The organism is Mucilaginibacter sp. RCC_168, from assembly GCF_041355315.1.
Lineage (GTDB): Bacteria > Bacteroidota > Bacteroidia > Sphingobacteriales > Sphingobacteriaceae > Mucilaginibacter.
Genome location: NZ_JBFUPN010000018.1, coordinates 39,434 through 59,282, shown reverse-complemented (window position 1 = coordinate 59,282; position 19,849 = coordinate 39,434). Strand labels below are relative to the sequence as shown.

The 19,849-nt window shown below is 41.9% G+C and carries 18 protein-coding genes; 6 read left to right on the top strand and 12 right to left on the bottom strand.

Annotated features, from left to right (window positions below; genetic code table 11):
• Positions 1-161 precede the first annotated feature (161 nt).
• From AB6735_RS17720 to AB6735_RS17700, 5 genes are all read right to left on the bottom strand, one after another.
• Positions 162-1,085, bottom strand: coding sequence for a bifunctional riboflavin kinase/FAD synthetase (locus AB6735_RS17720; protein ID WP_370997140.1), 924 nt, complete (start codon positions 1,083-1,085; stop codon positions 162-164).
• Between the two features lie 734 nt (positions 1,086-1,819).
• Complete coding sequence (truB, locus tag AB6735_RS17715) at positions 1,820-2,542, bottom strand: tRNA pseudouridine(55) synthase TruB (RefSeq protein ID WP_370997139.1); 723 nt, start codon at positions 2,540-2,542, stop codon at positions 1,820-1,822.
• A gap of 145 nt (positions 2,543-2,687) precedes the next feature.
• Positions 2,688-3,482: an undecaprenyl-diphosphate phosphatase gene (locus AB6735_RS17710; protein WP_370997138.1), complete on the bottom strand. Its 795-nt coding sequence runs from the start codon at positions 3,480-3,482 to the stop codon at positions 2,688-2,690.
• Positions 3,483-3,516: 34 nt separating this feature from the next.
• A complete protein-coding gene (locus tag AB6735_RS17705; RefSeq protein WP_370997137.1) occupies positions 3,517-3,795 on the bottom strand; it encodes a DUF3098 domain-containing protein in 279 nt (92 codons plus the stop codon).
• An 81-nt stretch (positions 3,796-3,876) separates the two neighbouring features.
• Positions 3,877-4,755, bottom strand: a complete 879-nt coding sequence (locus tag AB6735_RS17700; protein WP_370997136.1) for a cell division protein FtsX — start codon at positions 4,753-4,755, stop codon at positions 3,877-3,879.
• Positions 4,756-5,005: 250 nt separating this feature from the next.
• Here AB6735_RS17700 and AB6735_RS17695 point away from each other — a divergent pair, with 250 nt between their 5' ends.
• Positions 5,006-5,239 carry a hypothetical protein gene (locus AB6735_RS17695; protein ID WP_370997135.1) on the top strand — a complete coding sequence of 78 codons (234 nt, stop codon included), beginning with the start codon at positions 5,006-5,008 and terminating at the stop codon, positions 5,237-5,239.
• Between the two features lie 114 nt (positions 5,240-5,353).
• Here the strand turns inward: AB6735_RS17695 and AB6735_RS17690 are convergent, their stop codons facing one another.
• The 3 genes from AB6735_RS17690 to AB6735_RS17680 all read right to left on the bottom strand — a co-directional run bounded on the left by AB6735_RS17690 (position 5,354) and on the right by AB6735_RS17680 (position 8,690).
• On the bottom strand, positions 5,354-7,153 hold the full coding sequence (locus AB6735_RS17690) for an ABC transporter ATP-binding protein (protein WP_370997134.1): 1,800 nt from the start codon (positions 7,151-7,153) through the stop codon (positions 5,354-5,356).
• Positions 7,154-7,279: 126 nt separating this feature from the next.
• Positions 7,280-8,089, bottom strand: a complete 810-nt coding sequence (gene truA, locus AB6735_RS17685) for a tRNA pseudouridine(38-40) synthase TruA (protein ID WP_370997133.1) — start codon at positions 8,087-8,089, stop codon at positions 7,280-7,282.
• Between the two features lie 70 nt (positions 8,090-8,159).
• Entirely contained in the window at positions 8,160-8,690 is a 531-nt protein-coding gene (locus tag AB6735_RS17680) for a DUF892 family protein (RefSeq protein WP_370997132.1), read from the bottom strand.
• A 131-nt stretch (positions 8,691-8,821) separates the two neighbouring features.
• Between AB6735_RS17680 and AB6735_RS17675 the strand changes: the two genes are divergently transcribed.
• Positions 8,822-9,289, top strand: coding sequence for a DUF4293 domain-containing protein (locus tag AB6735_RS17675; protein WP_370997131.1), 468 nt, complete (start codon positions 8,822-8,824; stop codon positions 9,287-9,289).
• Between the two features lie 126 nt (positions 9,290-9,415).
• Here AB6735_RS17675 and AB6735_RS17670 read toward each other — a convergent pair whose 3' ends face one another.
• On the bottom strand, positions 9,416-10,204 hold the full coding sequence (locus AB6735_RS17670; RefSeq protein ID WP_370997130.1) for a class I SAM-dependent methyltransferase: 789 nt from the start codon (positions 10,202-10,204) through the stop codon (positions 9,416-9,418).
• 218 nt (positions 10,205-10,422) lie between these two features.
• Between AB6735_RS17670 and AB6735_RS17665 the strand changes: the two genes are divergently transcribed.
• Complete coding sequence (locus AB6735_RS17665; RefSeq protein WP_370997129.1) at positions 10,423-12,273, top strand: DEAD/DEAH box helicase; 1,851 nt, start codon at positions 10,423-10,425, stop codon at positions 12,271-12,273.
• Between the two features lie 288 nt (positions 12,274-12,561).
• Here the strand turns inward: AB6735_RS17665 and AB6735_RS17660 are convergent, their stop codons facing one another.
• Genes AB6735_RS17660 through AB6735_RS17650 form a run of 3 tightly spaced genes read right to left on the bottom strand, consistent with a single transcriptional unit; the run spans position 12,562 to position 14,316 of the window.
• A complete protein-coding gene (locus tag AB6735_RS17660; protein ID WP_370997128.1) occupies positions 12,562-12,888 on the bottom strand; it encodes a hypothetical protein in 327 nt (108 codons plus the stop codon).
• 38 nt (positions 12,889-12,926) lie between these two features.
• Positions 12,927-13,268: a hypothetical protein gene (locus AB6735_RS17655; RefSeq protein WP_370997127.1), complete on the bottom strand. Its 342-nt coding sequence runs from the start codon at positions 13,266-13,268 to the stop codon at positions 12,927-12,929.
• A gap of 40 nt (positions 13,269-13,308) precedes the next feature.
• Entirely contained in the window at positions 13,309-14,316 is a 1,008-nt protein-coding gene (locus AB6735_RS17650) for an NAD(P)H-dependent glycerol-3-phosphate dehydrogenase (RefSeq protein WP_370997125.1), read from the bottom strand.
• Between the two features lie 461 nt (positions 14,317-14,777).
• Here AB6735_RS17650 and AB6735_RS17645 point away from each other — a divergent pair, with 461 nt between their 5' ends.
• The 3 genes from AB6735_RS17645 (at position 14,778) to AB6735_RS17635 (ending at position 19,653) form a co-directional block, all read left to right on the top strand.
• The gene (locus AB6735_RS17645) at positions 14,778-15,971 is read left to right on the top strand and encodes a hypothetical protein (protein ID WP_370997124.1); all 1,194 of its coding nucleotides are present in this window, start codon (positions 14,778-14,780) and stop codon (positions 15,969-15,971) included.
• A gap of 68 nt (positions 15,972-16,039) precedes the next feature.
• Entirely contained in the window at positions 16,040-16,201 is a 162-nt protein-coding gene (locus AB6735_RS17640; RefSeq protein ID WP_370997123.1) for a FeoB-associated Cys-rich membrane protein, read from the top strand.
• Between the two features lie 68 nt (positions 16,202-16,269).
• Complete coding sequence (locus AB6735_RS17635) at positions 16,270-19,653, top strand: glycosyltransferase (protein WP_370997122.1); 3,384 nt, start codon at positions 16,270-16,272, stop codon at positions 19,651-19,653.
• Positions 19,654-19,849 lie beyond the last annotated feature (196 nt).

Here is a 19,849-nt window from a genome sequence, read left to right as displayed (position 1 = left end):
GTCGACTCACCCGACCGTCGCTGCACTTGGTCACCCTCTCTTCGCCTTTGGCGGAAAGAGGGATAGGAGGACTTGTTTTTAAATATCCCTCTTTTCAGCGAAGCTGAAGAGAGGGATGTCGAGCGTAGCGATGACAGGGTGAGTCTATTAAATATGCTCAGTTATAGCAACCTCAACACATCTTCCTTATCCCTTGCCAACTGCACTTTAAGTTCATCAAGGGAGGCAAATTTAACGTCGCCACGCACATAATGGTGAAACTCCATGCGGATAGCCTGGTTATAGATCTCCTGGTCGAAATCAAAAATATTCACCTCGATGTTCCGCGTAAGGCCATTAACCGTTGGCCGGCTGCCAATATAAGCCATGCCTTTATACGTATTGCCTGCAACGGTTACCGTTACGGCAAAAATACCATCGGTCGGGATGAGCTTATATTTTTCTTCTACCACGATATTAGCTGTAGGATAACCCAATTGCCTGCCGATCTGGTCGCCGCGGATCACGGTGCCGGTGATAAAGAATGGATACCCCAAGAAAGAATTGGCCAGGTCTATCTCCCCATTCAATAAGGCGTTACGGATGCGGGTAGAGCTGATCGCTACTTCGTTAATGTCCTGCTCGGGTATTTCAACCACATCAAAACCATAAACGGGACCAAGTCGTTGCAGATCTTCGAAGCCACCCTGGCGGTCTTTCCCGAAGCGGTGATCATAACCAATCACAATTTTTTTAGTGCCTATTTTATTCACCAGCACATCCCGGATATAACTCTCGGCGGTTTGGTTCGAAAAATCTCTTGAAAACGGGGTGATGATCAAATGGTCGACGCCCAGATCTTCCATCAGTTGCGCTTTCTCGGTAATAGTGGTGATCAGTTTCAGGCTTTCATCCTCCGGGTGCAGTATCATACGCGGATGGGGGAAGAAGGTCAGGATCACCGTTTCGCCGCCTATGCTATCCGCTATTTCCTTTATCCCCGATATAATTTTACGGTGACCGATGTGTACCCCATCAAAAGTACCAATGGTTACCACCGCGTTTTTTACCGCTGTAAATTCGTCAATATGATTGTAAACCCTCATGATATGCGTAAAAACACAAAGTTAATTTTTTGACCGTTAAGACTATAAAAGTCAATTATTTTGACGTTCGGATGTAATTGTTGGGTTGCCCCCCTTGCAGTCGCTCGGCTCCTGTTGGGAAGTTCAAAAGCGGAGGGCTGTGCGATTCCCCTCTTGAGAGAGTAATTGCCCATCATTAGACATTTATTCAAAAAAGGGGCTGTCACCCTGAGCTCCGTCGAAGCATGGTGGGCAGGCCTCTGCGCTCGACCCTTCGACGGAGCTCAGGGTGACAGCCCCTTTTTGATATTATTTGTCCGTTATGTCTACTCATGGGCAATTACTCTTGAGAGGGGTATAGGGGTGTGTTCTTCTACTTCATGAACACACCCCTGCTACTACGCAGCCCCACGCACCCCCTCTCAAGGGGAATAGCCCATGAAAAGACAGCATCTATACTAATTCAAGAGGTGTAGCCCCTAATGGGGCAAAAAACCTTTTGGTTCTATTTCTACAAATATGTAGTCCCTACGGGACATGAAATACAGCCACATTTGTAGCTTAAATTGTTGCTCTATGTCCCGTGGGGACTACATATTTGTAGAAAATAATTGTAAAAATTTGGTGTGCCCCGTAGCGGCTACCCCTCCTGTCATTTGATGGGCTATTACTCTCTCAAGAGGGGAGCATGATCGGAAAAACACTACTCTTTCCAACCGAACGACTGCCAGAAATGACAAGCCCGAGAACAGTTGTTATATTTCAGGTGCGCCGCCGCTGGTCTTTAACTCCCTAATCATGGTTACCAATTCCATTACTTCCCAGGCATCAGCTACCTGGAAATTACCACTGCGTGTGCGCCTGAGTTTGGAAAGATAAGCCCCGTTATTGAGCGCAGCTCCAAAATCATTTACCAGTGACCGGATATACGTTCCCTTGCTGCACACCACCCTGAAATCAACTTCGGGCAATTCAATACGCGTGAGTTCAAACTCGCTAATGGTCACACTGCGCAAACGCAGTTCCACCTCTTCGCCCCTGCGGGCTTTTTCGTACAGACGCTCGCCGTCAATTTTGATGGCCGAATGTGCCGGCGGATACTGTTGTATATCACCGGTAAACTGCCTGCAGTTATTACGCAGCTGCTCTTCGGTAAGTTGGCTAATGTCGAATTTATTGTCGGGCTCGGTTTCCATATCATAGGATGGCGTGGTGGCGCCCAATGTCATGGTACCAGTATATTCTTTTTCTTCGGCCTGGAAAGTATCGATTTGCTTGGTCATTTTGCCAGTGCAGATGATCAACAAACCAGTAGCCAGCGGATCGAGTGTACCGGCGTGGCCTACTTTGAGTTTAAGCGGCTTAAACGCGTTGCGGATCTTGCCCACCACATCAAAGCTTGTCCATTTGTATGGCTTATTAACCAGCAGTAGCTGTCCTTCTGCAAATTCCTGTATATGGGTATATGTTTTCTTCAATGAATGCTATTAAAGCGGCAAAGGTAGGGAAATAGTCTGAATGTGGATTTCAGTTTCTGAACCATGATTTATAGGATAAAGGGATTGAAGGATAAATCATGATAATCCTCAAATCATATAGATCATGGTTCAGACAAAGATAACTTTACAATATCTGCAAAGGATGCCCGCTCAAAATTAAACCGATAATAACAGCGCCCACAACAATACGGTACCAGCCAAATATCATAAAACCCTTACGTTCTAAAAAAGTAATAAATGTTTTGATAGCCAGCATAGCTACTATAAACGCGATCACATTACCTACAGCCAGCAGTTTAATTTCTTCGCCGGTAAATATGTGGCCTTCTTTATGAAAATCATACAGCTTTTTGGCGGTTGCTGCAAACATGGTAGGTACGGCTAAAAAGAAAGAGAACTCCGCTGCCGCGGTACGGGTTAGTTTTTGCGACATCCCACCAACAATAGTTGCTGCCGAGCGCGAAGTACCAGGAATCATGGCCAGACACTGAAAAAAACCGATTTTAAGGGCTGTCAAATAGCTGATATCTTTTTCGGCTTTTACGGTTGGTTTGTTGAACCATTTATCAACAAATAGTAATATGATACCGCCTGCAAATAAAGTAATGCCCACGGTTAGCGCGCTCTCCAGCAGGGCATCAATCTTTTTGCTAAACAACACCCCAAATACGGCTGCGGGTATAAAGGCCACCAATAACTTAATGTAAAAATTAACCGACTGCAAAAATCTTTTGTAGTATAAAACCACTACCGATAATATAGCGCCAAGCTGTATAGCAATGGTAAAAAGCTTAACAAAAGGGTCGGCAGCAATGCCCATTACTGATGACGCAATGATCATATGTCCGGTTGATGATACGGGCAGAAACTCTGTTATCCCTTCAATTATAGCCAGGACAATAACGTGAATGATGTTCATTAGGGGTAGATTAGGATTGGATCAGCTATGGTAATTAATTGGTTGCCGGCTTTTTTAATATAGCGAAAAAGCCAAGCGCAAATCCTGCTAATACTACAATGGGCGCTATTACAATTTTGGTAGTACTGTAAATATCAGTTGTGCCCGCCATTAATACAAAGCCAAAAGCTACTACAGCAACGCTGATGATGAGCCATCTGTAATTGCTTTTATCAAATATGAATTGTACCGGTTCGGTACCTGTTGCTTTTGATGCCGGCTTAGCTGCCTGTGTTGTTTTTACAGTTGAAACTGGTTTAACTGGTTGTGCCATATCTTTTTAATGACTGAATTAGTGAGTTATTGAATTAGTGAATTTTCGCGACCTGATGGTTTTGACTTTTTTAATTTTGAATTACCTATACAGGTCGTATATTTTTAAACGTAAAAATTTATTAACTGCCAAAAACGTACTGAAGCCTGATATAAAGATGCCCAAACCAATCACTCCTAAAAATACAATACCAAATTCGGTGTAGTTTTGGAGGAAAACCAGGTCTGGAATATTTCTATAAGCTACATACAGTGTACCCACCAGTAAAATAATAGCGATCAATCCACCCAAAAGGCCGTGCCATATGCCATACAGCAAAAACGGCTTGCGGATAAAGCTTTTGGTAGCTCCAACCAACTGCATGGATTTGATCAGGAAACGTTGTGAATAAATAGCCAAACGGATAGTGTTATTGATCAGCGCTACGGATAATACAACAAATATACCTGCAAAAATAAGGATGATTAAACTGATGGAAGTTACATTCTGATTCATTTGGTCGACCAAGGATTGCTGGTATTTAACCTCTTTGATCAGCGGGTTTTTCAACAACTCGGCTTTGAATTTTTCAATATCCTTATTGTTAGTATAATCTGCCTTCAGGTAAACGTCGATAGATTGCGACAGGGGGTTATAACCAAGAAATTTCACAAAATCTTCGCCCAGGTCTTTTTGCAGGTTACGCGCAGCCAGTTCTTTACTTACATATTGGGTTTGCTTTACCATCACATTACTTTCCAGTTGCTTTTGCAGCTGTAGTACATCGGTTTCATGCGCGGCATCATCAACAAAAATGTTCAACACTATATTTTCTTTTACATAGCGTGATATATTATTGGCATATACCAAAAACAGGCCTAACAACCCTATCATTAACAATACCATAGCAATACCGAATACGGTTGATATGTATATGGTTTTTGTTTTTTTTGCTGATGCGCTTGCTTCAAATTCTTCCATATGTGAGATCTGAGACACGAGATATGAGGATATGAGACAAAGACAGCTAATTCTTGAAGCTCATCTAACATCACATACCACATATCTCACATCTATGTATTTGTGCGAAATTAACAAACCTGCATTAAAGGTAAAAGTTTATTAGTTATAAATATGGTTTATTAACCAGTTATACCCATAGTTTTAACATTTATTAACGTCTGCAACTTACAAATTAAACAAAAACCTTGCTCCTGTTGTTCCATTTAGTATGACAAAGCCAGCAAATTCACCCAACAAACCTTCGCCTTCTGATACACCATCTAAAAGGCCGAACGATAATGGCGGTAAAAGCAAAGTACGCAAAGAAGACAAGCGATATCACGCCGATAAGCCACATGGCGGTAACATTGCTAAAAAGCACGAGAAAGAAGAACAGCCTGTTGAACCGATAAAAAATCCACCTAAGGAAAAGGGAATGGAAAAAGGCAAGGTACAACCGTAATCAGGTCTTAAGTTCAAGGTTTTAAGTCATAAGTTGCTTGCTAAGCCCTCTACTCTATGAATAGGGTAAAACAGAGCGAAGTCGGCTTTACACTAAAGACCTAAGACTCAGAACTCATCTCGCTATTCCCGCCGAATTAAACTGCAGATCATACAGCTTACGGTAGTGGCCGTTCTCAATTTTCAGAAGCTCCTGATGGGTACCACTTTCCATGATCTCTCCATGATCGAGCACTATAATACGGTCGGCGTTTTGTATGGTAGACAGGCGATGGGCTATCACAATAGCTGTACGCCCTTGCATGAGTTTATTGATGGCATTCTGGATCAGCATTTCAGTTTCGGTATCAACGGATGAAGTAGCCTCGTCCAAAACCAATATGGCAGGATTATATACCAATGCTCTGATAAATGAGATCAGCTGCGATTGCCCTGCCGATAGCGTAGAGCCTCTTTCCATTACATTATAATCGTATCCCCCAGGCAAGCGTTCAATAAATTCATGCGCCCCAACATCTTTTGCCGCAGCTATGATCTGCTCACGGGTAATGGATTGATTATTCAGACTGATGTTATTAGCAATGGTATCGGTAAATAAAAACACATCCTGTATCACAGTAGCAATCTGCGAGCGTAAAAACTCTACCTGGTAATCGCGGATATCATGCCCGTCAACTTTTACGCTGCCTGCCCCTATCTCGTAAAAACGATTCAGGATATTGATAGTTGATGATTTACCCGCACCTGTGGCACCAACCAACGCCAACGTTTCGCCGGGCTTAATATGAAAATTGATGTCCTTTAAAACCCAGTTCTCGTCGTTATAGGCAAACCATACTTTGCTAAACTCGATGTCGCCTTTTAATCTGCCGGTACTGATCTGGCCGGTATCTATGGCAACCTCATCGGTATCCAATACCTTAAATATCCTGTCGGCACCAACCATACCCATTTGCAGGGTGTTAAATTTATCGGCCAGTTGACGGATCGGCCTGAACAACATATTGAGCAATACAATAAAGCCCGTAATAACACCAGGAGTAATACCGCCCGGCCTTGCCGAAATAGCGGCCAGTTGACTATCAGATAACATCCTTTTACAGCCGTACCATACCAGCAATCCCATACAAATGGCAAACAAAATTTCGACCACCGGGAAAAATATGGAGTAATACCAGTTGGAGCGAATGTTGGCGTCGCGATATTTCAGGTTAACTTCCTTAAACTTCCGCATCTCCTGGTCTTCACGGGCAAACAGTTGAATGATGCCGATACCCGAAATATGTTCCGCCAAAAAAGTATTCAACCGGGCTACCTGTGTACGCACATCCTGGAATGATGATTTAATAGCTTCTTTAAAAACATAGGTCGACGCGAACAGAAATGGCATCGGGATCAGCGTGATGAGGGCCAGTTTCCAGTCTTCATATAACATAAAGCCGATCACCGCGAATACCAGCAGCATATCGCCCATGATCGAGATCAACCCTTCCGAAAAAATATCGGCAATGGTTTCCAGATCAGATACCGTACGGGTAATGAGCATACCAATAGGCGTACGATCAAAATATTTAAGGCGCAAACTGGTAATATGGTTAAAGATATCAATCCGCAAATCGCGGATAACGGATTGCCCCAGGGCATTGGTTAAATAGGTTTGATAATACTGGGCAATGGTTAGTACAATGAGCTGGGTTATCATCAACCCTACCATAAAAAGTAAACCATCGTAATTATCATTCAAAATGTCCTTATCTAACGTTCGTTGTATAAGGATGGGTTGCAGCAATGCACCAGCCGCCAGGAAAATGGTTAAAAATGCCGAAATTACAAACGTGCTGTTATACGGCTTTACATAGTGCATTACCCGTTTTAACAATTTCCAATCAAGCGCTTTTCCGGTTACCTCAGACATAGTATCAAGTAGTTAGTATCAAGTATCAAGACTTTAGCTTAGCAAATATCGAATAAAAAATAGATCAATAGTGTTTGAAGATTGCAACATAGTAGTTATAAGATAAAAGTATCGTGATACTTGATACTAACTACTTGATACTAAAAACGGATATTTTACCTCCGTTAAATATAGGCCGCATGCTGGCACGCTGGTACCGGCGTTTGAGCGGTTTTTACTTTCAATAATGGCACGAACGGCTTCAGGCTCTATTTCGTGCTTGCCCACCATTATCAGGGTGCCCACAATAGCCCTCACCATGTTACGCAAAAATCTATCAGCCGAAATATGGAAAACAATGCCCTGCTCTGTTTTTACCCATTCGGCCCGGGTTATTTTACAATTATTGGTTTTAACCTGAGTATTCGACTTACTGAAACAGCTAAAATCGGTATACTCCATGATAATGGCAGCCGCCAGGTTCATCAGCACCATATCGGGCACATCACGAACCATCCAGGAATAACCATGTAAAAACGGATCTTTATGAAAATGGATATGATACTGATAGGACCGCTGCGTAGCATCAAAACGTGCATGAGCATCGTTATGAACCGGGATGATATTTTTTATGGCGATATCAGGCGGAAGAAGTGAATTGAGGCCGCGAAGTTGATGGTTTATGGTTGATGGTTCATTGCCTCCTATCTTTTTACTATGATCTACGGTCCATGATCCATGATCTTCATCCACATCAAAATGGGCAAAAAACTCGCGGGCATGTACACCCGTATCCGTGCGACCACAGCCGGTAGTTTCAATAGGTTGACGCAAAATAGTAGCCAGGGCATTATTTAATAGCTTCTGTACACTCACAGCATTTTGCTGTATCTGCCAGCCGTGATAATGAGTACCATCATAAGCCAGTTCAATAAAATAACGTTGTTTAGCGGTCACGCGGCAAAGTTACTAATTGCCAGGGAAGGGTGTTCATTATTTGGTCATAAGTATTGATGAGCCACCTTGATCAGGAAGCCGGCTCGCTGATGTACTCTTTGTAAATAGATTCAAACATGATCTTATCTTCCAAGGCCTGGTTAAATGGCTTATCCAGAAAAGTATTGCTATATCCTATAGCTTTAGCCAGATTACGCAATACTTTAAAATAAGTTACTTCAATGCCTTCTATTAATTGCAGATAAAAAACAATAAAAACATCGCGTTCCATGGGAGTTTTGCCCGCTTTAATGGCCGATATATAAGCCTCTAACGTCATGGCTTTCATACCCAGAACACTAATTTTTGACTGGTCTTCATTAATGGAATTAAATATACTATCCAAATGCTGTAATTGATCCTGGGCATCATCACAACATTCCTTTATCGCGTTCTTTAAAAACTGCAATGTTGCCAGTCCTTCAATTTCATCAAAAAACTGTATCAGGTGTTGCTTGCCGCAATAAATACTGTTCAAATGCTCCAGAAATATCTTTTTCAAATGAGCATCATCAAATTTTACATCCTGGGGCGATAGGTTGTTAACAGGGGGTTTGGCCATCTCAACAATTAATTAAGAAAATAATTATAAATATAATGCATTAGTTATCATAAAAAGAAAATTAACAGCACAATAAAATGCCATAAGGCAACCATTAAAACATTTATATTTGCCTTTATAATTTTAATATCATGCTGCAACGTATTCAAAGCATTTACCTATTGTTTGCGAGTCTTGTGCTGTTCGCGCTTTTCTTTTTTCCTTTAGCTCATAACGTTTATGTTTCCGGCAAACCGGTGAGCATTATGGTTACAGGCATATTTCAGGATGTAAATGGCGCACAGCAAAGCGCAGAATCTTTCACAGCACTTACTGCAATAACCGCCATAGTAGCTCTGCTACCCCTGGTAATTATATTTTTATACAAAAACCGCAAACAGCAAATAGCCATTTGCTATAGCGCCATACTGGTACTAATTGGTTATAGTTTTTGGATGGCCCAAACCGTTAAAAAAGCAATAGGCAGCGTACAGCTTGATACGCATACCATGGGCATAGGCATATTCCTTACCTCGTTAAGTATTGTATTGCTGATACTGGCTGCTAAAAGTATCCAGCGCGACGAAAAACTGGTAAAATCTGCAGACAGACTGAGATAATTTTGGACTAAGGATTTTGGGGAACAAGGATTTTTGGAGCAAGGAGCAAGGATTTTTTTGTCCTTAATCTAAAAATCCTTACTCTTTGTTCCCTTCTATCTTTAATCTAAGACTCCTTACTCTCCATTAAGAATAGTCAAAGCTTCCTTTTTTGAATGGCAGTTTAAAAAATGCTGTTACCACATTGGCTATATGCTTTAAGCGGTATCTCAGATTCTTTTTAACTTTTGCCATACCATGTGCCTCCAGGTTCATCGGCGGAGTTTTGATGGTTCCGGTTTGTGATGATGTGGGCTGTGGTGTTGGGCGTTTTTCCACTACTACAATCGAATCATAATAATGTACCGAATTTACCGAACGTGTGAAGGAGCTAACCGGCAATGATCTTTCGACCGAATGGTAAGCATTTAATTGGTCAATGAAGTTTTTTGAGTATTCAATAAAGCTACCGCGTCTTTTATGTCCGCCTCCATATTTCAGCCAGTAAGAAGTGTGTACATCCTCGCACAGATATACACCATCGGGTTTAACATGATCAAAAAGCTCTTCGTACGAAACAATTTGCTGTAACATGGTATGCCCCCCATCGTCAATTAAAATATCGATCGGTGGGATCTCCTTCTTCACTTGTCTTAAAAATTGACGGTCTGTTTGTGAACCTATCAGCACTTTAATATTTTCTTCCTCAACCGCTTTACAGGCCGGGTTAATATCCATGCCATAAATTTTTGCTTTATCGCCAAAATAGTTTTTCCACATCTGCAAGCTGCCGCCATGCAGGGTTCCTATTTCCAAAATCACAATATCTTTGCCGCGGTACTTACTAAAATGCCGTTCATAAACATCAAAGTAATGGGCCCATTTATATATTACCCGCTTATCATTATTATTAAAATATAACTCCAGATCGTTCATTTCAGCTTAATTAACGGCTTTAAACCTACATAAAAAAAATTGACTGACAAATTGAAATTCAATTAGCAAGCCACTCCATTACGCCATTGCTATCTAACTCTCAAATTATCAAAAAGTTACCATATTTTTAAAAATTCAACAAGCTATTGTTTTTAAAAAATATAAACTCTATCTTTGCGCCCGATTTGGCGATGTTGCCAAATTCGTTATTTTAATTCATGAACCCATTTATTCAACTGGGAATCCGTCATGATATTGTTAATGCCATCTCTGAGTTAGGGTTTGAAAACCCAACGCCAATCCAGGAACAGTCAATTCCGGTATTGTTAACAGGCAGCAACGATTTTGTCGGATTAGCCCAAACCGGGACCGGTAAGACTGCTGCCTTTGGCCTACCATTATTAGAGCTGTTGGATTTCGAAGAAAATCATCCACAGGCACTTGTTTTATGCCCCACACGTGAACTTTGTTTACAGATCACGAACGACATTAAAAATTACGCCAAGCAAATGAACAACGTACACGTTGTTGCTGTGTATGGTGGTGCAAGTATTTCTGATCAGTTACGCCAGATTAAACGCGGTGTACAGATCGTTGTGGCCACACCAGGCCGTATGCTTGATATCATCAACCGCAAGGCGATAGATTTTTCGCAGGTAAAATTCGTAGTATTGGATGAAGCTGATGAAATGCTCAACATGGGCTTTCAGGAAGACATTGATAATATCTTATCTACCACGCCCGACGAGAAAAAAACCTGGCTGTTCTCAGCCACCATGCCTGCCGAAGTTAGGCGGATCGCCAAAAAATACATGGAGAATCCGTTTGAGCTTACTATGGGCACCAAAAACACCGGCAATGCCAACATTGAGCACGAGTACTATATAGTACGTGCCCGTGACAAGTATGCCGCGTTTAAACGTATTGTTGACTTTAACCCCGATATTTTTGGTATCGTTTTTTGCCGCACCAAGATCGAGACCCAGGACATTGCAGAAGCGCTGATCAAAGACGGTTACAATGCCGATTCTTTACACGGCGACTTGTCACAACAACAACGTGATAAGGTAATGAAACGCTATCGTGAGCGTAACCTGCAGCTATTAATAGCTACAGACGTTGCCGCCCGTGGTATCGACGTTAATGATGTTACCCACGTAATCAACTATTCGTTACCAGACGAGATCGAGAACTATACCCACCGTAGCGGTCGTACAGCCCGTGCCGGTAAAACAGGTGTATCCATCTCTATTGTTAATGGTAAAGAGTTAGGCAAAATACGCCAGATTGAGCGTGTAATTGGTAAAAAGTTTTCAAAAGCCGAGATCCCTACAGGTTTTGACGTTTGCGAAAAACAATTGTTCTCCATTGTACATAAAGTACATAACGTTACCGTTAACGAGGAGCAGATTGAACAATACCTGCCACGTATCATCGAAGAGTTTAAAGATATCAGCAAAGAGGACTTTATCAAACGTTTTGCTTCTATCGAGTTTAACCGCTTCCTGGATTATTACAAAAACGCCCCAGACTTGAACGCGAGCGTTGAAGAAGGCCGTATCCGCGAGGATCGTGGCGAACGCGCTCCAGGTGGCAAATCAGCTTACACCCGTTTATTTATAAACTTAGGTTCTGTTGATGAATTTAACCGCGGCGATTTGCTGGGTTACATCTGCAACACTACCAAAATAAGCGGTCGTACCGTAGGTAAAATTGATGTAAAAGGCGTTTATTCATTTTTCGAAGTTCCGCATGAGGATGTAGAAAAAGTAATGACCGCTTATAAAGAAATAGAATATAAAGGACGCCCGGTTAGGATAGAAATATCTGGCGAAGGCACCAGTGATAATCGCAGCAGCGGCGGTGGATACCGTGGTGGTGGCGAACGCCGCGAAGGTGGCTATCGTGGTGGCGAGCGCCGTGAGGGCGGTGGTGGTTACCGTGGTGGCGAACGTCGTGAAGGCGGTGGTCATCGTGGCAGCAACGAAAGAAGCAGCACCGGTGGTGGTTTCCGTGATTTCTCTGGCAAAAGCCGTGAAGACCGTCCGGAACGTCGCAGAAGATTCTAATTTAAAGAGTCAAGAGATCAGAATCAAGAGTCAAGACACTGACCTGTTATTTTATATAGCGAAGCTTGTCTTGATTCTTGACTATTACTTCTTGATTCTAAAAAGAAAATAGTTTTTCATGGCTTCTCTGGTAAAGAAGCATTAGTTTTAGTTTAGTTTTGTTAACAAAGCCTTCAGCCGCATCAGCAGCATGAAGGCTTTTGTTTTTAGCGGTAAGAATCGAGCCGAACAAGGCAAAAACTATATTTTTATTTTCTTGTATCTTGATTCTTATCTCTTGCCTCTTCTTTAACGACTAAACTCAACCACGTCAGAGTCGGGGTAAAACAGGGTGAGCTTATGATCATCCAGGTTTTTGATCAGGAATTTGGTAAACGGCCTGCTGCCCTGGTACGATGTAAAAATGGTATCATTCGTTACAAAATAGTCTTCCGTAACAGGTTTACCATCGTCCATCGTAAATCCTTTATCAGTTATTTCAAGCTTGGTTTCACCATCTTTTGATTGCCATTTGCCTACCAGTTTTTTGTTAACCGGGTGCTCAGGAGCCCTATTACAGGCAAAAATCAATAGCATCAATCCAACTGCCGGGATCAATAAAGCTTTATGTTTCATATTTAATTTTTATACCCTGTGCTACTTTGCCTGGTTTGTTACTTTTTCTCAACAGGTTTATCTTTCAATTTGGCTTTGCTAACATAAACATGTTTCCCTTTTTTATTTACATAAAAGTAGTGAGAGTTTTTGTCAATGTAAATGGTTTGTCCACCTGGTCCCACTTTGTCGGCATATTTTTTATCAGCTACACCCGCTGCACCTTTGGATACAATTTCGGCTGTTTTATGCCCAACTGATGTAGCAACTTTACCTGTTTTGTCACCAACTTTTTTAAAGAAGCTGGTATCCTTTTTTGTTTTTGTTTTAGTTTGTGAAAAGGCTGGTGATATTACAAATGTACACACAGCAAGTAACGCGATTTTGAATAGATTTTTCATAAGGAACGGTAATTAAGTTTATCACTAATATAATAAATAATCAACTCAATTTTTCGGCCAAGTTCTTCATTTCCAATGCGGGGGGGCTTTTCCGATATAAAATGGCATAAACGGCATCACATATAGGCATATCTACATTGTATTGTTTATTCACCTCATGTAGGCAATTTACTGCATAATATCCTTCAGCTATCATATTCATCTCTAACTGGGCCGATGTTACCGTATATCCTTTACCTATCATGTTGCCAAAAGTTCGGTTACGGCTAAATTGCGAATAAGCTGTAACCAACAGATCGCCCAGATACGCCGATTCCTTGATATCCCTGTTGATGGGATGTACCACGTCAACAAAGCGTTCCAGCTCACGTATGGCGTTTGATATGAGCACCGCCTGAAAATTATCGCCATAACCCACACCATGACAAATGCCACTTGCAATAGCGTAAACGTTTTTTAACACTGCTCCATATTCCGTACCATATATATCATCGGATACGATGGTTTTGATGTAACGGGTGTTGATCATCCCTGCAAACTCAGTAGCCAGTTCAGTATCGCCTGACGCGATGGTGAGGTATGACAGTTTTTCAAGGGCTACTTCTTCCGCGTGGCAAGGGCCGCTGATCACCATAAAATCATCAAACGAAATATCCATTTTTTGATTCAAAAAGTCGCCAATGATCAGGTTTTCATCGGGCACAATTCCTTTTATGGCCGATACTATTTTTTTCCCCGCCAGGTCGGCAGGTGCTATTCCGGTTAAGGCGTCTTTTAAAAATGCTGCCGGTACATTAAGCAAAATAATATCTGCATGCTGTATGATCTCTTTCAGATTAACCGAGATGTTTTGCCTGGGCAATTTAATTTCAACCGAACTTAAATAATGTGGATTATGCCCGAATTTATGCAGATGCTCAACCGCCTGTACATTCCGCATCCACCAAAAAATTTCCTTTTCTGTAGTATTATCAGCCAGCATTTTAATATTGGCTGTAGCCCAGCTCCCTCCGCCAACAACCGCGATCTTCTTTTTATTTTTTTGCATTAAATAGTATTGCCAGGTTTTAATTGACAAAGCAAATTAATGAAAAATTGAGGGAAAAGGAGAAAGGATTTTTGGTGAATGGAGCAAAGAGCAAGGACTTTTAGAGCAAGGATTAAAGACTTTTGGAATAAACCATAATCCCTCAACGGGCGGGCCATCTTGTTACAAAGTGGATTTACATGGTTTACACTTTTTATGGTTAAAATTTATTTATATAATTGACAATCAGATTTCATTTTGCCAGAAAACAGTGTAAACCCACATTTTGTTAAGCTTAAGTCCTTTACGGGTCTCCTAAAGAGACTATAACTGGGAACTATTTATCCTTATTCCAAAAGTCCTTAATCCTTGCTCCAAAAATCCTTTTTCCAAAATCCGTCCTTCTTGCTCTCCCAACCTCACTCTAAAAATCTTTGTTCCTTGCTCCTTAAATAGTTAAGTTTGTTTTATACCCTATACCTATGGATCCATCAGCCAGAGCAATTTTTAACCAGCATTTTACGACAGAAAAGTATGGGACCTTTTTAACCTGCCTTAATGATGGCTTGCGCAATCCTGTACTTTTTCGCGTGGCCGAAACACCAGTTTTCCTGACCGATGATTTTCGCGATAAACTGGTAGCCGCTGGCGAGGGCATTATCGCTACCATTTTGCAGCCTGGTTTTAAGGAACTTACGGAGCGCTCCATCCCTCCTAAATGGCGCCTGCCTAATGAAAATACTCATCCTCATTTTATCGCCCTTGATTTTGGGGTTTGTAAGGATGCGGATGGCAGCATAGTGCCCAAGCTGATCGAACTGCAGGGCTTTCCCTCCTTGTATGGTTTCCAGGTTCATTTGGGTAACACCTATCGCGAAGCTTTTGATATTGATACTGATAAAACCATCTATTTTAACGGCCTTGATCAAGAATCCTATCTTGATTTACTAAGAAAAACCATCCTCGGCCCCTACCAACCCTATGAGGTGGTATTGATGGATGTAAACGCTCCCGAACAAAAAACTTCGGTCGACTTTTATATCACCCAGCGATACCTGGGCATTCCTGTTATTTCGCTGAGTGACCTGCAGCAACAGGGCGATCAGCTCTTTTATGAGGCAAATGGCGACAAAAAACGCATCAAGCGTATTTACAACCGGCTCATATTTGATGAGATTGACAGTGATGACCATACCTTTGACAAGGTAGTTGACATACGCCAGCCGCTTGATGTGGAGTGGATAACACACCCCAACTGGTTTTACCGCATCAGTAAGTTTACCATGCCTTACCTGCATGGCGATTATATTCCCAAAACACAATTTTTACACGAGATAACTCAAATACCTGCCGACCTGGAGAATTATGTACTTAAACCCCTGTTTTCTTTCGCCGGCCAGGGAGTCATCATTGACGTTAAGCCGGATGACATCAAAAACATTACTGATCCTGAAAACTGGATACTACAGCAAAAGGTAAACTATGAACCGGTGATACAGGCTCCGGATGGTGGCGTAAAGGCCGAGATACGCCTGCTGTATTTATGGCCAGATGGTGATGCTAAACCCACACTGGCCATTAATCTGGCCAGATTAAGCCGCGGAAAAATGATAGGTGTACGCTATAACAAGGATTTTGACTGGGTAGGCGGAACAATTGCCTTTATGCAGCGTTAAACTTTATACTAACCGGAACGTCTATACGTATAATAGGGTATATATTAAAAATGTAGTATTTTTGTGACATGAATATTCAAACCATTATAGTAATTATTCTTTTTGCCGGCGCAATCTTTTATATCGGTCGTATGATGTATAAGAGTATAACCGCAAAAAAGGGATGTGGTGGTAATTGTAAATGTGGGGTTGATTTTTCAGGTATCGAATCAGGGAAAACGCATAAATAATCAACAATACCATTCATAAAATCTTCATTTGTAACCCGTACTTTTAAATTTAGAAGTAAACTCACTTAATGTCTTCAAATAAGCAAGTTTTTCAAGCCGATTCGCCAGGTAGATGGAATAAATTCAAGTGGCTCAGCCGCATACTTCTTGCAGTACTCGTTATTGGGATAATAGCCGTTATAGTTACCATTAAATCTACCTATTACCCTGATCTGCCAAACCTGAACCCGGCACCAAAAAAAATGTCGAAAGAAGAACTTGACCAGTTAAAAAGGTCAACCAAGTTCAAGTACTTCAATATACAAAAATCCGAGATTGAGGCCATGGAGCGAACCCGGCGTTTGCACCAGCTTAAACACCCCAATAATAAAGACCGTATTAACGCGGCCTTTTACCTGGCCTGGGATCCGCAGGCCTATAACTCACTGATCACTAATCTGGGTCACCTGGATATGGTTGTAAGTGAAGGTTTTTCCATAGCTCCCAAAGTTGATACCGTAATTACTAAAATTGATACCGGGCTTACCCGTATTAATAAAAAGTTTAATAAACCTGTATTGATCATGCTATCCAACTACGTTAATTATAACAACGTAAGCGGTGGTTTTGATACTAAAGATGTTGAGCGGATCATCAAAAGCAAAAAACTCCGTACCGGTTTTATTAACAGTGTTATCCACAGCCTTACCAAAAATAAGTTTCAGGGTATTAATGTCGATTTTAATGAAATTAAAGACCGCAACAGCAAAGAGTACCTTACTTTTTTACAGGAGCTTTATAAAGCATTGCACGCTAAAAACTTTCTGGTAACCCAGAATGTAATTGCCGATGATGAAGCTTATGACCTAAAAAAGTTACAGCATTATAACGACTTTTTGTTTGTGATGGCTATTGATGAGCATTATGATGCTACCAATGCCGGCGACCTGTCAAACCAGCATTGGGTTGAGCAGATACTGGATGACGTTTGCAGCCAGATACCCAGCGAAAAGGTTATTTTAACTTTTGCTGCCGGCGGATATGACTGGCCCGAAAAGAGTGTTGGCCACGCCATAGGTTACCAGCAAGCCATCAGTACCGCGCAGGAAAAACAAAGCAAGATCATTTTTGATCCCCTGTCTGCCAACCTGCATTTTAATTATGTAGACCAGGATAGTCTTGACCATACCATTTATTTTACCGATGCCGCCACCAATTTTAATGTGATCCGCATGGCCGATGATTGGGCTACCGGCGGTGTGGCCTTATGGCGTCTGGGATCCGAGGATCCACGTTTATGGTCATATTTCCAAAAAAACCTTTCGATCGATTCTTTAAGAAAAACAGGCATCGATCTGAAAAAATTAACCACAGTAGGCTTAAATAACCGCGTCAATGTTGACTATGACGGAGAAGGGGAAGTACTTGACTTGATCACCTCCCCTACTACCGGTCAGATAGATGTAAAACTGGACACCAGCAACTTTACAATAACCAATCAACAGTATATTAAACTGCCTACCAAATATGTGATACGCCGTTACGGCTATGCACCCAAAAAAGTAGTTTTAACTTTTGATGATGGCCCTGATCCGGATTTTACGCCGCGTATTTTAGATATCCTCAAAAAAGAAAATGTTCCTGCGGCTTTCTTTGTTGTAGGCGCTATGGCCGAAAAGAACATGCAGTTAGTACGGCGCGAGTATGAGGAGGGTTATGAAATTGGCAACCATACCTTCTTCCATCCCGATATTTCAACCATCAGTCTTGACCGTGTTATTTTAGAGCTTAACTCCACCCGTAAGCTCATTGAATCTATAACCGGGCGAAGCACCATCCTGTTCAGACCGCCATTTAATGCCGATGCTGAGCCGCAAACGCTGGCTGAGGTTATCCCGGTTGCAGAAAGCCGCAGACAAAGTTATATCACCATTGGCGAATCTATTGACCCCTGGGATTGGCAGCCTGGTGTAACAGCCGACAGTATTATTGCCCGCACCATCAGGCAAAAAGACAACGGATCAATGATATTACTGCATGATGCTGGTGGCGATACCCGCGAAGAAACGGTAAAAGCATTGCCCGAAATTATCCATTTCTTTAAATCGCACGGTTACCAGTTTACTACCATTGCCGATGTGCTGGGCAAAACCAAAGCCGATTTGATGCCGCCTATTCCAAACGATCCGCACACCGGTATTTTTGGGCCGGTATATGATGCCGCGGTGCATGGTTATTACTATATCAACTGGGTACTCATTTATATATTCCTATCGGCTATTTTCCTTGCTATTGGTCGTATTGTTTTAATTGGCGTACTGGCTGTAAGACAGCATGGTGAAAATAAAAAGATGATAAAGGCACGTGGCGACAATTTCCCATTACCACCCGTGAGCATCATTGTGCCGGCCTATAATGAAGAGGTAAATGCTGTTGCTACCATCCAAAGCTTATTAAAAACTGAATATCCCTCATTCGAGATCATTTTTGTGGATGACGGATCAAAGGATAAAACATTCGAAGTGGTTAATTCTGCCTATGCCGGCAATCCGCTGGTGAAAATATTAACCAAGCCCAATGGAGGTAAAGCATCGGCCCTTAACTATGGCATTACTCATGCCCAAAGCGATTATGTAGTTTGTATTGATGCTGATACACAGCTAAAAACAGATGCTATTTATCATTTAATGACCTATTTTACTGATGAAGAGATAGGCGCGGTTGCAGGTACTGTAAAAGTAGGTAACGAAACCAATATCATTACCCGCTGGCAATCCATAGAGTATATTACAGCTCAAAATATGGATCGCCGGGCATTTGATCTCATTAATAGTATTACGGTGGTACCCGGTGCAATTGGGGCATTCCGCAAATCAGCCATCTTTAAAGCAGGCGGCTTTACCTATGATACCCTTGCCGAGGATTGCGACCTCACCATGCGCATATTAAAACAAGGGTATATAGTAAAAAATTGCGCCGATGCGATTGCCTATACCGAAGCGCCAGAAACGGTAGGTATGTTATTGAAACAGCGTTTCCGCTGGAGCTTTGGCGTAATACAAAGCTTCTGGAAAAACCGCGACGCGCTGTTTAACAAAAAGTATAAGTTCTTCGGAATGGTGGGCATGCCAAATATTTTGATCTTCCAGATCATATTGCCGCTGTTTTCGCCACTGGCCGATCTGATGATGATATTTGCTCTTTTTGGCGCCAAGCCCGAGAAAATGCTGTTCTACTATGTAGCCTTTGTTTTGATCGATTTTATTGTGGGCATCATCGCCTTCCGTATGGAAAAAGAGGATTACCGCAAACTCATTTACATTATCCCACAACGCTTTATGTGGCGCCAGCTGATGTATTATGTGTTATTTAAATCTATCAGAAAAGCGCTGAAAGGTGAGCTTAGCGGCTGGGGTGTACTTAAACGTACGGGTAACGTAAAGGTGGAGAAAGAAAAGGAAAATCAGGTTTAAAAGTATATTGGGAAAAGTCCCCTCTTTGGAGAGGAACAGCCTATGAAAAGGCATAAAGCGAAAATTAAGCATCTATCGACTCACCCCGACGTCGCTGCGCTCGTCACCCCTCTCTGCCCTTTGGGCAAAGAGGGGATTTCTCTTTTTTCTTTCCCCTCTTTGCGGCAAAGCCGCAGAGAGGGTGGTCCAGCGAAGC